Raw genomic sequence first — 16,449 nt, 5'->3', positions numbered from 1 at the left:
TAGTTTAAATGATTTAACAACCAAAGGCTTAACTCAACTTTTTCCCGATTGCTTGCTAAGTGATAAGCTGCTAAGTTGCGTTAATGATTGTGCTAATGACTTAATTTTGCACGAAGCTTCAATTATGGATATATAACTCAATTAAGGTTTACGTTTATAAACGTTGAGATGATTAAGGATATAAAATGAAAAAGTTCCAATTATTACCGTTAATGTTATTTATTTTATCTACTCCCGTAGTAGCGCAAGAAGCACCAATAGATGAAATGTTTAGAGTGATGTCAATCGATAAACAAATGGCTGGTGGATTTGAAGCTATGTTACCAATAGTAGACCAAATAGCCACCAACTATAAATTAGATAATAAGGCTAAAGAAGAACTTAAGGGTATTTATAGAGCATGGTTTAATGAAGATGTTGATCGTCCCAGAGTGATAAACGAATTAAAAAAACAGTACTCTGAAGCTTTCTCAAATGAAGAAATCATTAAAATAACCCAATTTTATCAAACTTCTATAGGTAAAAAACTCTTAGAAAAAACGCCACAATTGATGCAAACTGGAGCACAAATCGCCATGCAAGAAGCACAAGCAAAACAATCTAAATTAATTGAGCGTATTAGACCTTTTCTCGCAAAGCATGGAATTAAAGAATAAAGCTATAACAATTATCTGAACATGAGGTCTGACATTACGAGACGTGTAAAAAGCTACGCACTCAGTGGTAAGCATTAGGCGGAGATTAACCATGCCAACGACCTTATCCTTGTCACAATATGTGAAAAAGCGAAATGGTGTTCCACTGGGTGCCAGTCACTCGATGAGGAATATGCTATCACGCGCCCTGGGTGCTAAGTCATTCCCCATTTTTTGGCATTATTGGAATCCGATTTGGGGTTATTATTTATCACGTAATGTCATGCGTCCTAGCAGTCAGTTTCTGCCGATGTGGCTCGCCGTACTTGTCACCTTTTTGGTCAGCGGTGCGCTACACGATCTCGCCGTTGCTCTGGTTAAATGGCAAACCATATTCTTTTTTACACCTTGGTTTGGCATCATGGGAGTTATAGTGATTGCCTCAAATAAATATCGCCTTTCCTACGGTACATTACCTTGGATTATGCGGGCTTTGATTAATTTACTGTTTATTTTCTCATCATTTGCGTTAACCGAATTCATGCTAGGTCTATTGAATCCTTAACCAAAATTCACTCGCCATAATGATGTAAATGATGCTCGCTCAAAAGGATATTTCATGCGATTAACATTAACCTTGGAAACCCTATTATCCCAACTTGGTTCTTTTTCGTGGCACTTGGATGTGTACAAAGCCCTAGAACAACCATTAAGTCCCACAATGTCGGTGTTAATCATTGACGATGAGCTTGAAGAAGAACGCGACCAACAGGATGAGCCTCTCTACCCGCAAACTCAAGGTTATCAATACTTTTTAAGCATTGCGGATTTGCAAAGCATCAAGGCTAATTTAGTGCAACAGCTGCCACATGCTACCTTGCATGACATAATTCATGCTGTCAGTTATTACTATCAAAACGATGCTTATATAAATGTAGAGAGCTAACCGCTTTAATTGCGCTTTTATAAGATAAATTAAAACAATTGTTAAAGGATAAAATAGAATCAGCTATGGATAAAAAAGCAAAAAGGATTTTATTCTCCACCTATTGGAAGAATGGTTGGATTGACGTAAAAAACAGAAGTATCTCCGATCCCGACTTTATCTATGCCAAATCGAAAGGATTAATGTTTGATCCTTTAACTATCTCCCATGATGAATGTATCCTTGCCACCACAACGCTAGTAAAAGGCATTTCGCAAGCACAAGTAACAAAAGGATTTTTAAGCAGTCTAACCTCTCGGCGATTGGATTGGCGCTCATCCCTTGCATCCTATGCGATCGCCCAAAAAATCCCATCTCATCAATACACACCTGTCATTTCAGGCTCTTCTTATATGGATGGCAAACCAACTACACACTCCTATACCTGCGGCATTTGCCGAGACAGTCAATATGGCATCCGAGGAAGCGAATCCTATATCGAAATGGATATTAACGTATTCAATTTCGAGCGCATTAAATGGGGCGGCGTGCGCCATGGCGATATTTTGTATACCTATTTTGATTTAAACCAATTTATCAAGGCCGATATTCCAGAGCCGACGTCTGAAGATATTTCCTGTTTTAGGGAGATATTAACGATTATCGAAACATCTGAGCCGAACGATTATCCCAGCGCATTGGAGAAAAGATTAGCGAGTGTAATAAAATCGAGCAAAGCTGAACGACAAATATTAATCGAAATATTAGCCAGTCTGGGAATATTAAAATCCAATACTGTCGATAGACAACGGCAAGGCAAAAATGACTGGGTATTTGCCGAATATTGGCGTGGTGAAGATAAATATTGCCAACAGACAGTTGAACATCTGTTTGGAGCATATTTAGCACAATAAAAAGGATGTCACAGCACTAATCCTGCATTAGCGCTGTGACTGACACTCATCCGCACTCGCCAGTCTAGAGAATACTACTAGATAAAATCTGCCATCCTTGCCGCTATTCTAGCTGCCGAACGGTTCTAAACGTAGAGTCAGCTTTGTGCCCATCCCTAGCAAACCTCAAGTAGTCCCCTCTTGCAATCGGTTGATTTACCTCCAGCGATCATCAAGATGAAACATTTTCATAAAGCGCATAAATATTCTTATTTAGTTAAAATTAGCTGTTGCAAACGGCACAGAAAGCGGTTAGCTTAAAAAAACGTTCGATGGATAAGTATCCATCAACACCGAATTCAACAGAATACAGAGTATAGAGAGACATATGAGCCCATTACTGAACGCTATCCACCATCATCACCACCATATGCGGTAGCCTTCGGACGCTCACTGCCGGAGGACTGTATCCTTCTGGCGGACTGATTCAAAGTTGATCACTAACCCCTGGAAGGAATTCCGGGGGTTTTTGCTTTTAGGCTTTTTAACTTACAACTTAACCCGTGTTTAGTATGTAATTTCAATATGTTAGCTAGATGAATACCGGCCAAACATAGAAACCAGTTAAACCATGCGACAAAAGAATATCATTTTGAATTTGTTAACTTTGAGCGAGACAAGACTATGACTGAATCAAACCGTTTACGCATCGCCATCCAAAAATCTGGCCGTTTATCCACCGACTCACAGCAATTACTCAAGAGCTGCGGTGTTAAGTTTTCCATTAATGAACAACGCCTTATCGCGCACGCAGACAACATGCCTATCGATTTACTCAGAGTGCGTGACGATGATATTCCAGGGCTGGTGATGGATGGCGTGGTCGATTTAGGCATTATTGGTGAGAACGTGCTCGAAGAAGAGCAGATTGAGCGTCAAACCTTAAATAAACCTGCCGAGTTTGTGAAATTACGCCAACTGGATTTCGGTGCCTGTCGCCTATCATTAGCCGTGCCAACCGAATTTAGCTATGCCGATGCCTCTTCCTTGGAAGGCTTGCGAATTGCCACCTCCTACCCCAACCTGCTTCGCCGTTTTATGCAACAAAAAGGCATAAGTTATCGCGACTGTATGTTAAAAGGCTCGGTTGAAGTCGCGCCGCGTGCAGGGCTTGCCGATGGCATTTGTGACTTAGTCTCCACCGGCGCCACCCTTGAGGCCAACGGTTTATACGAAACCGAAGTCATCTACCGATCCATGGCCTGTGTTATTCAATCGACCCAAACTCAAACGCCGAGCAAACAAGCCTTAATCGACAGAATTTTATCCCGCGTAAACGGCGTGATCCGCGCCCGTGAAAGTAAATATATTTTGCTGCACGCGCCCACTGAAACCTTAGATCAAATTGTCGCCCTGCTGCCCGGCGCCGAAAACCCAACGGTGCTGCCATTAAACGACGATACTAATCGAGTGGCCATCCACGCCGTCAGTACTGAAGATTTATTCTGGGACACCATGGAGCAACTCACCGCGCTCGGCGCCAGCTCTATCCTCGTAATGCCAATTGAAAAAATGATGGGGTGATCTATGGATATTTTGACTTGGGCAGCGTTATCCGCCGATGAACAAAAAGCCGCGCTCCAACGCTCACCTTTAATTGGTGACAGCGGCTTAGAACAAAGTGTTCGGGCGATTGTTGATGCCGTGGCTAGCCGTGGCGATGCGGCGCTGAAAGAGTTTAATCAAAAGTTTGATGGCTTTAATAGTGCCAATATCGACAGTCTGCGCTTGAGTGAAAGCGAGATTAGCGCCGCCAGCGCACGAGTCTCGACCGAGCTTAAAGCCGCCATTGCCCAAGCGATGGCCAATATTGATGTGTTTCACAGCGCGCAGCAATTTCGCCCCATAGAGATTGAAACCCAAGCGGGTGTTCGCTGCGAGCTTCGTAGCGAACCGATTGAAAAAGTCGGTTTATATATTCCCGGCGGCAGCGCGCCCCTCATTTCGACCGTGATGATGTTGGCTCTGCCAGCCAAAATCGCCGGCTGTGAAAAACGCGTATTGGTGAGTCCGCCGCCGATTAACGATGCGATTGTGTATGCGGCAAACGCCTGTGGGATCACTGAAATTTATCAAGTGGGCGGCGCGCAAGCCATTGCCGCACTCGCTTTTGGTACTGAAACGATTCCTAGCGTCGATAAGATTTTTGGCCCGGGTAATCGTTATGTCACCGAAGCCAAACGCTTAGTCTCTCAAGATGGTCGCTGCACTGTGTCTATCGATATGCCAGCGGGACCCTCCGAGGTGTTGGTGATAGCAGATAGCGATGCCAATAGCGCATTTATTGCTGCGGATTTACTCTCGCAAGCGGAGCATGGCCCAGATTCGCAGGTCATTTTAGTCACAGATTCTGAGCCATTAGCACAAGCAGTCAATCAAGCGCTCGATTCACAACTGGCCGCCCTGCCGCGCCAAGAGATTGCCGCAACCGCCCTAAAAGGCAGCCGCACCATTTTGGTAAAAGATATGCAAGAAGCGGCGCTCGTTTCGAATCGCTATGGGCCAGAGCACTTAATTATTCAAACCCGTTTCCCACGGGACGTACTAAATCATATTCGCGCCGCAGGTTCAGTGTTTTTAGGGGCCTATACACCCGAATCGGTTGGGGATTATGCCAGTGGGACTAACCATGTATTGCCAACTTACGGTTATAGCCGCGCGGTATCTAGCCTCTCCTTGGCAGACTTTAGCCGTCGCTTTACGGTGCAAGAGCTCAGTGCTAAGGGCCTGCTCGGACTCGGGCAAGCGGTAATGACCCTTGCCAGCAATGAGTTACTCGATGCCCATAAAAATGCGGTCGCGATACGCTTAGCCAGTCTTAAGGACTGATGGAAGTAAGTAACGCAATCAACAGTACGCTTAATTAAAGCCATAGCAAGACTTAGGATGAATAGGATGAGCCAAGTGCCAACTAGCCAAGCACCAACGAGTAATGTGCCTGTGACAAATATTCCGAGCGCCAATTGCACCAGCAATACTCTCGACAACAATACTCTCGATAACACAAGCATCAAGCCAACACCCCTTGCCGCCAGTCTTGCGCGGCCCGAGCTGCTCGAATTAACGCCTTACCAAAGTGCTCGCAGGCTGGGTGGTCGTGGGGATATTTGGATCAACGCTAACGAATCGCCCTTCAATAATGTGGCCGTTGCCGAACTCGATTTATCTAAGTTAAATCGTTACCCCGAGTGCCAACCGCCCGCGTTAATCAATGCCTACAGTCAATATAGCGGTGTTGCGGAGAGCAAAATTGTTGCCAGTCGCGGCGCCGATGAGGCCATCGAACTGCTGATCCGGGCCTTTTGTGTCCCAGGCATCGACTCAATTGCCACCTTTGGGCCCACTTACGGCATGTACGCCATTAGCGCGCAAACCTTTAATGTGGGCGTTAAGGCATTAAGCTTAACGGCTCAGTACGGTCTCCCAAGTGACTTTGCGACGGCCGCGCGCGGCGCTAAGTTAGTGTTTATCTGTAATCCCAATAACCCAACTGGCACTGTGATTGACAAGGCGCGCATAGAGCAAGCCATCCAAGCCCTACCCGACGCCATCGTTGTCGTCGATGAGGCTTATATCGAGTTTTGCCCCAAATATAGCGTCGCCGATTTACTCGAGTCTTACCCAAACCTTGTGGTGCTACGCACCCTTTCAAAGGCCTTTGCCTTAGCGGGCGCGCGCTGCGGCTTTTTGCTCGCCAATGAAGAGATTATCGAAATCATCATGCGGGTGATTGCGCCCTATCCTGTGCCATTGCCGGTGAGTGAAGTGGCCGTGCAAGCACTATCAGCAGCTGGGATTGCACGGATGAAAGCCCAAGTCAAAGCGCTCAATGCTCAGGGCGAGCGACTCGCGGCGGCGCTGAATTTGTACTGCGAGCAATGGGGCGGCGCCGTGCTAACACCCAATGGCAACTATGTGCTCGCCGAATTTGACGATGTGGCAAAAGTGGCACAGCTGCTTATCGACAATGGCATTGTCGCGCGGGCCTATAAGGACCCTAGATTGGCTAAAGCCATTCGTTTTAGCTTTAGCTCTCAGGCTGACACCGACCGCTTAGTGTCGCTCTTTGAATCGCAAAAGCTGTGAACATTTGATGCAAGTATTAACGCAGCATTGGCCTAATAGACTGATTTTATAAAGATAACAAACTGAATTGAAAGGTAGCAGCATGAACCCAGTATTTACCCCAAATGTCGCCCAGAAAATACTTTTTATCGACCGCGATGGCACCTTAATTGAAGAGCCCATCACCGACAAACAGGTCGATAGCCTCGCCAAACTGGTATTCGAGCCTCAAGTGATCCCCGCCTTACTGCGCCTGCAAAAAGCTGGGTTTAGGTTGGTGATGGTCAGCAATCAAGATGGACTCGGTACCCCTTCCTTCCCGCAGGAAGATTTCGATGCGCCGCACAATATGATGATGCAAATCCTCTCCAGTCAAGGGGTTAAGTTTGAAGATGTACTCATCTGCCCGCACTTTAACGATGAAAATTGCAGCTGCCGCAAACCTAAACTTGGGCTGGTAAAAGACTTTTTAACCCAAGGCACCATCGATTTTACTCAGTCCGCCGTGATTGGTGACAGATACACTGATGTGGAACTGGGCAATGCCATGGGGATTAAAAGCTTTCAATATCACCGTGGCAGCCTAGGCTGGGATGCGATTGCCGATGCCTTACTCAACAAGGGCCGCACCGCGACTGTGGTACGCACCACCAAGGAAACCGATATTCGCGTGACTGTCGATCTCGACAATGCCAGCAAAGGCGCCATCAACACCGGCATAGGTTTCTTCGACCATATGCTGGATCAAATCGCCACCCACGGAAACTTCAAAATGGAGGTGAATGTCGATGGCGATCTGGAGATAGACGATCACCACAGCGTTGAAGACACGGCATTGGCGATTGGGGATGCACTGCGCCAAGCCCTTGGCGATAAACGCGGTATTGCCCGTTTTGGTTTTAGTTTGCCGATGGATGAGGCCAAGGGCGAATGCTTACTCGATCTCTCCGGCAGGCCTTTTATTAAATTCGCCGCCCAATTTGAACGGGAAAAAGTCGGTGAAATGGCCACCGAAATGGTACCGCACTTTTTCCGCTCCTTTGCCGATGGCTTGCGTTGTACCTTGCATGTAGCCGCCGAGGGAGACAACGATCACCACAAGGTCGAAGCGTTATTTAAAGTGCTGGGCCGCGCGCTGCGTCAGGCCGTCAAAGTTGAAGGTGATGTCTTACCATCGAGTAAAGGCGTGCTCTAACGCCGTGTTAAATCTGAGTTAGGTACTTAATGACCTGATGCAGGTTGATTAGCGAATAATACCAAGCCTGATGATTTTAACGAGGGTCAGTTTCGGAAATGTGGCGACAAACCACTTCCCCCACTGACCCATCAATAGGAAAACCCAATGTCAGCAAACATAGATGAATTTGATGTTGTCATCATAGACACAGGTTGCGCCAACTTAAGCTCGGTCCGTTTCGCCTTTGAGCGCCTCGGCGCTAAGGTGTTAGTCACCGATGACAAGGCCAGCATTAAAGCCGCTAAACGTGTGGTACTGCCAGGTGTCGGTAGCGCTGGCGCCGCGATGGCTTCATTATCTGAAAAAACCTTAGTCAAATTAATTCAAGGGTTAACTCAACCCGTGCTAGGCGTCTGCTTAGGGATGCAAATGCTCACCCTGCTCTCTAAAGAACGCGGCGGCCAAGCGCTGGATTGCCAATGCCTAGGCATTATTCCAACCGAGATCGACGAGCTAGACCGTCAAATACTTAAGGCCGAAGGTTTACCTCTGCCGCACATGGGTTGGAACCAACTGACCTTTAGCAATCCGTCTCAGGTTCACCCGCTGTTTGCCGGTGTTCCAGCTGACAGTTATGTGTATTTTGTGCACAGCTACCGCGCGCCATTAAGCGACTACACCTTGGCACAATGCCGTTATGGTGAAGACTTTAGCGCCGCCATAGGTAAAGACAACTTTATGGGCGTGCAATTTCACCCCGAGAAGAGCGCCGCCGTGGGCGCACAAATCCTAGGTAACTTTTTAAAAATGCAGTAAATGCAATCGCTTATTAGCTTTTAACTGAACCAAGTTTGACTGAGCTAACTTTGACTGAGCCAGCTTTTTCAGCCACAACATTCAGCAATAAAGCGCGGCAGCAAATGCAGCAAAAAGAATTTAAGGACAACAGATGATCATTCCAGCAATTGATTTAATTGATGGCAAGGTAGTTAGGCTCTACCAAGGGGATTATGGGCAGCAAACTACCTTCGATTTAAGCCCACTGGCCCAGTTGCAATCCTACCAAGACCAAGGGGCAAACTGGCTGCATATCGTGGATTTAACTGGCGCCAAAGAACCCGCTAAACGCCAAACGGCTTTGATTGCTAAGCTGACTGCAGGGCTAAGTGCCAATATTCAAGTGGGCGGCGGGATCCGCACTGAAGAACAAGTCGCCGAGTTATTATCCCTTGGGGTTAAACGCGTGGTGATAGGCTCGCTCGCCGTCAAAGAGCCCGAGTTAGTCAAAGGCTGGTTTAACAAGTTTGGCAGCGAGGCAATTTGCCTCGCACTGGATGTGAATATCAATCAGAGCGGCGAGAAAATCGTTGCGGTTTCTGGCTGGCAAAGCGGTGGCGGTAAGAGTCTAGAATCTATCGTCGAAGACTTTAGCCAAGTGGGGCTTAAACATGCGCTGGTGACTGACATCAGCCGCGATGGCACCCTCACTGGCGCCAATACAGAGCTTTACCGCGAGCTATCCAGCCGCTATCCCCATATCGCGTGGCAAGCCTCGGGCGGCATTGCCACCCTTGAAGATGTTGCCGCCGTCAGAGACAGTGGCGCCGCGGGCATCATTATCGGTAAAGCTTTACTTATCAATCAGTTTAATGTGGCGGAGGCAATCCAATGCTGGCCAAACGAATAGTCCCCTGTTTAGATGTGAAAGATGGCTGCGTGGTCAAGGGCGTACAGTTTCGCAACCATGAAATTGTTGGCGACATAGTGCCACTCGCGGCGCGTTACGCCGCAGAGGGCGCCGACGAACTGGTGTTTTACGATATCACCGCCAGTGCCCATGACCGAGTAGTCGATAAGTCTTGGGTGAGCCGAGTGGCGGAGCAAATCGATATCCCCTTCTGCGTCGCCGGTGGCATTAAAACCATAGGCCAAGCCCGTGAGTTATTGGCCTTTGGCGCGGATAAGATTTCGGTTAACTCACCCGCTCTTAGCGATCCGAGTTTAATCTCGCGTCTGCAGGATGAATTTGGCCGCCAATGCATAGTGATCGGCATAGACTCTTTTTATGATGCGGCAAGCGACAGTTATAAAGTAAAGCAATTTACCGGCGATGAAGCCGCCACCAAAGAAACCGCTTGGTACACTCAGGATTGGGTCGAAGAAGTACAAAAACGCGGCTGCGGCGAAATCGTGCTCAACGTGATGAACCAAGATGGTGTGCGCGGGGGCTATGATATCAAACAGTTGAGCCTAGTACGCCAGCTGTGCGACGTGCCCTTTATCGCCTCGGGCGGCGCTGGCACTATGGCGCATTTTCGCGATGTGTTTATCGAGGCTAAGGTGGATGCAGCGCTGGCGGCCAGCGTGTTCCATAAAGCCATTATCAATATCGGCGAGTTAAAACAGTATTTAGCGGCCGAAGGCATCGCCATTCGCCAGTAACTCAACATCAGTAGCGATTGATAGAAATAATAAGGTATGCAGATATGACAACTGAAACCACTTCAAGCTGTTGCCAAGGCCCTGCAAGCGCAGAACTGGTCAATAGCCTCGACTGGGAAAAACAACAGGGGCTTATCCCTGCGGTTATCCAAAATCACCTATCGGGCAAGGTGTTAATGCTTGGATTTATGGATAAAGCCGCGCTGCAGCACTCGCTGGCGACCGGTGATGTGACATTTTTTAGCCGCTCTAAGCAACGTTTATGGACCAAGGGCGAAACCTCAGGCCATACCCTAAAATTGGTCGCCATCGATAAAGACTGTGATAACGACAGCCTGTTGGTGCAGGTCTTGCCCAATGGCCCAACCTGCCATAAAGGCACCGAAAGCTGCTGGCTCGATGGCAATGCGCACCCGTTTTTAAACAATCTAGCCGAGCTTATCGCCTCTCGTAAGGGGCAAAACCCTGAGTCGAGCTACACCGCCTCTTTATTTGCCCGAGGCACCAAACGCATCGCCCAAAAAGTCGGTGAAGAAGGATTAGAAACCGCCTTAGCCGCGGCGACTCACGATAAGGAGGAGCTGATTAACGAGGCATCGGATCTGGTGTATCACTTGTTAGTCTTGCTTGAAGATCAATCACTAAGCTTAAGTGATATTAACGCCAACTTGCTCGCCCGCCATCAAAAGGCGCAGCAAAAGTAGTCCGCTTTCAAACCTCGCAGTACCTCTCTGCCGCATTCCTTTTGGTCTACGGCAGAGTATTCTTGATTTTGCATTCAGTTACGGCCTATTCACTTGCCGTAACCAACAAAAGTTCAGCCTCCATAATCCACCTTGCTACTCTTAACCTCTGCTAAAAACGGCACGACGTCACACAAATTGTACACTTGGCCCCTGACAAAAAATCAGCAAAATACTGTTGTAATGGTTGACAAGTACAACTTAACTGCCTATCGTAGCCTGCGTCCTCGAACCCGCACGAGGCATTGACGCAACTTATTAACATTTAAGACAAATTTAAAAACAGGCGAATTGCCTTCGTTATGTGATGTGACCAATCCATTAGATGTGCTCAACTCACTCGATGTTATTAAGTGCCGAATTAACCCCAAGCAAAGGCGAGTTTTATGCGTATTACCACAGCTTATTATCCCTATCTGTAGCCGCAATGGCATAGATAGGCACACTCGCCTGACCTTCCATTGTGGCCATATCCCCAACGATCCGCAGATTGCGCCACGATCACAATACAGGTACACCCACGTACCCTATAGTTCCCAGTATCACGCGCCACTCTGCACAGCTCCTCAATAAAGCACTCAACTGAGACAGTTGAGCCATTAATAAAGACGTTTGAGCGTAAAGTTATGACACAAAATAAATTTTTCGGCAGTTTGTTACTGATTGCAGGCACCACCATTGGCGCGGGTATGCTCGCACTCCCTATCGCCTCGGCAGGACTCGGTTTTGGTGTATCGAGCATCATTATGTTGCTCCTGTGGGCGCTGATGGCCTACACCGCCCTGCTTATGGTTGAAATCCATCAATTTGCCCCGAGCGATGCGAGCCTGAACCAATTAGCGCGCACGCTTTTGGGCGCTAAGGGCCAAGTGATTGCCAGTGTTGCCCTGATGTTTTTACTCTACGCCCTGTGCGCCGCCTATATCGCGGGTGGCGGCGAGCAAGTCAATCAAAAACTCAATGCTTGGTTAGGATTAAATCTGCCGCCACAGGCCGGCGCCATCTTCTTTACCCTGTTAGTCGGCACCATTGTCGGTTTAGGTACCCATTGTGTCGATTTGATCAATCGCGTGCTCTTTAGTTTGAAAATCATTGCGTTAATCCTAATGCTGGCCCTATTACTGCCACAGGTTGAAGGTACACATTTACTCGAGTTGCCACTAGAGCAAGGGCTTATCGTGTCGGCCATTCCAGTGATTTTTACCTCCTTTGGTTTTCATGGCTCGATTCCGTCCGTGGTGCGCTACTTAGGCGTTGAGGTAAAAAGCCTGCGTAAAATCATGCTGCTCGGCTCGGCGTTACCGCTACTGATTTACCTGCTGTGGCAACTGGGCAGCCAAGGCGTACTCAGTCAAAGCCAACTGATGACGAATCAGAGCCTTTCAGGCTTTATCAATCAGTTAGCCAGTGTACTGCACAGCCAATACTTAAGTTCTGCCATCAGTGTGTTTGCCGATCTGGCGCTGGCCACCTCCTTTTTAGGGGTGAGCCTCGGTCTGTTTGACTTTATGGCGGCGAACTTAAGGCAGCAGGATAATGCCGCGGGTCGCAGTGTTACCGGCGCCATTACCTTCGTGCCTCCTCTGGGTTTTGCCCTCTTTTACCCGCAGGGATTTATTACCGCCCTCGGTTATGCGGCAATCGCCCTCGTGATCCTCGCGATTTTTTTACCCGTGGCCATGGTGTGGGTACAAAGACAAACGCGTGATAAGGCAAACCTGCCACAGGGTTACCGCGTCGCAGGGGGGAAGCTCGGTTTACTGTTAGCTATGCTCTGCGGAGTTGCCGTGATTGGCGCTCAGCTCTTGGGATAAGCGACGCGGATAAACAATCGGGATAAACGCTATTTTACTTTAAGCCGTATAAGTGCCTGTAAAATCAGGATGAATAATGACAGGCACTCAGTCTTGCTTCGCGCAAGATTGCCAAGTTCTTTATTAGTCAGCCAGCGGCTTGAGTGTTAAACTGCCGCTAATCCCGCTTGCCGCTCAGCATCGGCAGCCCCAAATCGCCTCATGCTCCCACGGGGAACAATAGCAAGGCGCTGATGATAAGGATGACATTCGAACCCCATGGTTAACACGCCGACATCGCCAGATCAGGAGACTGCCGAGCACGCGCATCGGGCGATGACTCAAGAAGCGACTGCGGCCGCAGCGCCAACGGCGCCCCGCCGCGGTCCTACACTCAAAAAGCGCTTAAAACAAAGCCTGATTGCCACCACTGTGGCGGGCCTGTTAGCTGGCGCGGCGCTAACCATTTGGATAGTCAACAGTCGAACCGAAGCCCTGATCCTTCGCGTCGCGAATTATGCCTTAAGCGGCATGGACGGTGAGCTTAGCGATATTCGTTTAGGCCCCATGGGTTTAGAACATTGGCACATTCGCTCTGCGAGCCTGCGTGTACATGACTCGTATTTAGTGATCAATAACCTGGATATTCAGCTTGAACTCAACTGGCCCAAAAGCCTTGAAGAACTGAAGCAACTTGTCCAAGTTGAGAGCTTGACTCAAAAAATCAAGCGCATTAGTACGGGCGAGATAGACGTTGAACTCGGCGCATCACTGCTGGAGCGAAGCCCCACCATCGCCGATGAACAAACACCGGCGCTGGCGTTAAATATCAAATCCTTACCTTTAATTGATATAGGTAAAACCACGCTCAGATTAGCGCCGCAGGCAGAGCTTCCCGCCTATCAGCTGGTGATGGATAAACTCAGCCTGAATCATCAAGCTGAATTAACCACGGCCTTTAGCAGCCCTGAGGGTGAACCGTTAGCCCACCTTACCGCCACGCTTGGCAACGAACAATGGCGCTTGAAAAGCGAACTGAATATCGCGCCGCTACTGGAAAACCTGCATCAAATTGGCCTGCGCCAAACCCAAGGGAGCATCCTCAGCCAATTAACCCTGTGGGATCAACAGTGGCAACAACTTGGGATAGGATTAAGTGGGCAACTCAGTTCTGAGAGCACGATGACACTCGCCACAGGCGAAATCACAAGCCGCCACCGCATTCAGCAACCCGGCATCAGCTTAAGCCATTTTGCCGACTTAACGCTCGCGCCGCAGCCTGCTTTGGGGTTTGAGCTTAGTGGATCACTTGCTTCACTTAATCTCACCCTTGAGCCCTTTAGCCTTGCGCTTACGCCGAATGCGGCGCAGCACACGCAACTATTAGCGGCGCTTAATCACTCACAGCAATTGAGCGATGTGGACTATCAAGCGCTCCTTACCCTGCTCTCGGGGCTGAAAAGCACCGAGGCGCCCGTGGGCCTTGCCTTTTCGATGACAGCGCCGCTGCACTATGCGCTGATATCTCAAGCGAGCCCCCATAAACCAATAGCGCTGCCCGCGTTGGAGTTAAGCACCCTAGACGGTAAACTTGAGACACATATTCACTTGCAAGATATCCAGTTAACGCCCACGCCAGATGCTTGGAATGTCAAGAGCCGCTGGCAACTGGTGCTTAAGCAAACGACCCCGCTGTCGCTGCGGGAGCTCTGGCGCGCAGCCCCGCAGGATTTCAGTTGGAGCACGGGAATGCTGCAAACGGCGGGTCATCTCAGCGTTGATCAGTCACCTCAAGGGCTGAATTGGCAAATCAGCACTGCGCCAGTGACGAGTGACTCGAATGTCTCAAGCGATACTTTACAATTTGCACTTGAAGATCTGCAGCTACAACAAACAGCGCAAGCCGCCGAGCATCAAACTAAACAGACGCAGTTAAGCCTTGGCAGTATTCAACTCAACGCTAAGGCCCCCATGGCCGCGAGTGCAACCCCGTTAGCAACTCAGGATACCACTGGCGCACAATCGACCGAGTTTGCCTTCAAACTGCCGCCGCTATCACTCGCCCTGTCGCAGCTGCGCGTGAGCCAAGCGGTAGACAATCTTACTGGCAACAATAGCGCCACTACCGCAATACAGAGCAGTCGCAACGATATTAGCCTCAAGGCGTTCTCCCTTGAGACATCAAAGGCGATGACGCTCGATTACACCTCGCTGCAATCCATTGAAAGTGCTATCCAATCGAGTCAGTTGAGTAATCAAGTGAACTGGCAAGCACAGCAACTCTTGATTGAAAAGCAGCTCAGCGCCAAAGGCCGCACACGTAAACAGACTGTGCTTAAACTGGATAATTTGGCACTCACGCAGACATTAAACTGGCAAAACCAACGTCTTCACGGCCATGAACAGTGGCAAGTCGGCACGGTTGAGCTGCAAAGCGACCATCAATTACAGTTCGCCGCGCCTCACAAGCCACTGCTGTTAACCGGCCAGTGGGTTGTCGATACCAGCATGACAGAAGCGCTATCTTTGCTGAATCAAACCCAGCCCTTGCCCACTGAGTTAAATGTGACAGGCCATAACCAATTACAGGCACAATTTAAGCTGACACATGAGCCAGAGCAGACTCAATTTGCCATGCAAATTACCCAGTCGATGACAGAGCTGGAAGGTTTTTATCAAGACACGACCTTTGAAGGCGGGAAATTACAGGCCCAATGCGAGTTCACTTGGGGGCAATCCTATAAGGCGCCGCAAGCGCTAGGCTATTTCAGCAGTTTAAGCCGACTGAACTGCCCGCAGACCGTGATGACCTTTAACTTGTTCGATCCCGGCTTTCCTTTGACCGACATCGAAGTAGAGGCCGATATTGTCCTCGCCAAGGATGCCGAAAAGCTTCCCGACAATTGGCTGCAACAACTCACGGGCTTGAGTGATACCGACGTGTCGATGACCGCTAAGGGTAAAGTATTGAGCGGCCAGTTCTTACTGCCTGATTTTAATTTAAAATTACAGGACAAATCCCACGCCTATCTATTATTGCAGGGCATGAGCCTTGAGGAAGTGCTGCGCATTCAGCCGCAAATGGGTATCTATGCCGATGGTATTTTCGATGGTGTATTACCCGTGGATTTGGTCGATGGCAAAGTCTCGATCAGCGGTGGCCAGTTGGCGGCCCGTGCGCCCGGTGGTCTTATTGCGATTTCGGGCAATCCGGCGGTCGATCAAATGCGTCAATCGCAGCCTTATCTCGATTTTGTATTTTCGGCGCTAGAACATTTAGAATACAGCCAGTTATCCAGTAGTTTCGATATGGATCAAACCGGCGATGCCAACCTCTTAGTGGAAGTCAAAGGCCGCAGCCGAGGGATTGAACGCCCCATCCACTTGAATTACTCTCATGAAGAGAACATGCTGCAATTATTCAGGAGTCTTCAGATTGGTAACGATCTGCAGGACAGAATCGAAAAATCCGTGAAGTAACAAGGAAACCTCAGTGAAGATCATTCAATTACAGCAAATGAGTTTAGGTGCATTGCTGCTACTGGCGGCATTGCAAGGTTGTGCGCCAACGGTAAAGATTGAGCCGCCTGACAAACCGATTGTGATTAATCTCAATGTGAAAATTGAACACGAGATAAAAATCAAAGTGGATAAGGAGCTAGATCAGCTTCTATCAGATGATAAGTTGTTCTAATCACTAAGAATTGAGGAATATA

15 protein-coding genes are annotated in these 16,449 nt (G+C 48.6%); all 15 read left to right on the top strand.

Going from position 1 to position 16,449, the window contains the following annotated elements:
• The first annotated feature begins 185 nt into the window (after nucleotides 1-185).
• The 15 genes from CBX96_RS04725 (at nucleotide 186) to CBX96_RS04655 (ending at nucleotide 16,427) form a co-directional block, all read left to right on the top strand.
• Nucleotides 186-656: a DUF2059 domain-containing protein gene (locus CBX96_RS04725; RefSeq protein WP_109285895.1), complete on the top strand. Its 471-nt coding sequence runs from the start codon at nucleotides 186-188 to the stop codon at nucleotides 654-656.
• A 91-nt stretch (nucleotides 657-747) separates the two neighbouring features.
• On the top strand, nucleotides 748-1,200 hold the full coding sequence (locus tag CBX96_RS04720; protein ID WP_037417914.1) for an acyltransferase: 453 nt from the start codon (nucleotides 748-750) through the stop codon (nucleotides 1,198-1,200).
• Nucleotides 1,201-1,254: 54 nt separating this feature from the next.
• On the top strand, nucleotides 1,255-1,581 hold the full coding sequence (locus CBX96_RS04715; protein WP_055648366.1) for a hypothetical protein: 327 nt from the start codon (nucleotides 1,255-1,257) through the stop codon (nucleotides 1,579-1,581).
• A gap of 65 nt (nucleotides 1,582-1,646) precedes the next feature.
• Nucleotides 1,647-2,474 carry a hypothetical protein gene (locus CBX96_RS04710; RefSeq protein ID WP_109285894.1) on the top strand — a complete coding sequence of 276 codons (828 nt, stop codon included), beginning with the start codon at nucleotides 1,647-1,649 and terminating at the stop codon, nucleotides 2,472-2,474.
• A 663-nt stretch (nucleotides 2,475-3,137) separates the two neighbouring features.
• A complete protein-coding gene (gene hisG, locus CBX96_RS04705; RefSeq protein WP_086903682.1) occupies nucleotides 3,138-4,037 on the top strand; it encodes an ATP phosphoribosyltransferase in 900 nt (299 codons plus the stop codon).
• 3 nt (nucleotides 4,038-4,040) lie between these two features.
• Nucleotides 4,041-5,342 carry a histidinol dehydrogenase gene (gene hisD / locus CBX96_RS04700; protein ID WP_109285893.1) on the top strand — a complete coding sequence of 434 codons (1,302 nt, stop codon included), beginning with the start codon at nucleotides 4,041-4,043 and terminating at the stop codon, nucleotides 5,340-5,342.
• Between the two features lie 66 nt (nucleotides 5,343-5,408).
• On the top strand, nucleotides 5,409-6,599 hold the full coding sequence (hisC, locus tag CBX96_RS04695) for a histidinol-phosphate transaminase (protein WP_109285892.1): 1,191 nt from the start codon (nucleotides 5,409-5,411) through the stop codon (nucleotides 6,597-6,599).
• A gap of 82 nt (nucleotides 6,600-6,681) precedes the next feature.
• Nucleotides 6,682-7,773, top strand: coding sequence for a bifunctional histidinol-phosphatase/imidazoleglycerol-phosphate dehydratase HisB (hisB, locus tag CBX96_RS04690; RefSeq protein ID WP_109285891.1), 1,092 nt, complete (start codon nucleotides 6,682-6,684; stop codon nucleotides 7,771-7,773).
• Between the two features lie 147 nt (nucleotides 7,774-7,920).
• Nucleotides 7,921-8,571 carry an imidazole glycerol phosphate synthase subunit HisH gene (hisH, locus tag CBX96_RS04685; RefSeq protein ID WP_109285890.1) on the top strand — a complete coding sequence of 217 codons (651 nt, stop codon included), beginning with the start codon at nucleotides 7,921-7,923 and terminating at the stop codon, nucleotides 8,569-8,571.
• A 133-nt stretch (nucleotides 8,572-8,704) separates the two neighbouring features.
• Nucleotides 8,705-9,442 carry a 1-(5-phosphoribosyl)-5-[(5-phosphoribosylamino)methylideneamino]imidazole-4-carboxamide isomerase gene (hisA, locus tag CBX96_RS04680; RefSeq protein WP_109285889.1) on the top strand — a complete coding sequence of 246 codons (738 nt, stop codon included), beginning with the start codon at nucleotides 8,705-8,707 and terminating at the stop codon, nucleotides 9,440-9,442.
• Nucleotides 9,424-10,197, top strand: coding sequence for an imidazole glycerol phosphate synthase subunit HisF (hisF, locus tag CBX96_RS04675; RefSeq protein ID WP_109285888.1), 774 nt, complete (start codon nucleotides 9,424-9,426; stop codon nucleotides 10,195-10,197). The genes hisA and hisF overlap by 19 nt, the downstream gene beginning before the upstream one ends.
• Nucleotides 10,198-10,241: 44 nt before the next feature.
• A complete protein-coding gene (gene hisIE, locus CBX96_RS04670; RefSeq protein ID WP_258294075.1) occupies nucleotides 10,242-10,901 on the top strand; it encodes a bifunctional phosphoribosyl-AMP cyclohydrolase/phosphoribosyl-ATP diphosphatase HisIE in 660 nt (219 codons plus the stop codon).
• A 665-nt stretch (nucleotides 10,902-11,566) separates the two neighbouring features.
• A complete protein-coding gene (locus CBX96_RS04665) occupies nucleotides 11,567-12,754 on the top strand; it encodes an aromatic amino acid transport family protein (RefSeq protein WP_109285887.1) in 1,188 nt (395 codons plus the stop codon).
• Between the two features lie 258 nt (nucleotides 12,755-13,012).
• The gene (locus tag CBX96_RS04660; protein WP_109285886.1) at nucleotides 13,013-16,213 is read left to right on the top strand and encodes a YdbH domain-containing protein; all 3,201 of its coding nucleotides are present in this window, start codon (nucleotides 13,013-13,015) and stop codon (nucleotides 16,211-16,213) included.
• 13 nt (nucleotides 16,214-16,226) lie between these two features.
• Entirely contained in the window at nucleotides 16,227-16,427 is a 201-nt protein-coding gene (locus CBX96_RS04655) for a YnbE family lipoprotein (protein WP_109285885.1), read from the top strand.
• The last annotated feature ends 22 nt before the right edge of the window (nucleotides 16,428-16,449 follow it).

This window comes from Shewanella sp. BC20 (assembly GCF_003129585.1).
GTDB lineage: Bacteria > Pseudomonadota > Gammaproteobacteria > Enterobacterales > Shewanellaceae > Shewanella > Shewanella seohaensis.
The sequence above is the reverse complement of the archived record's forward strand: the minus strand, read 5'-3'. Positions and strand labels throughout refer to the sequence as shown.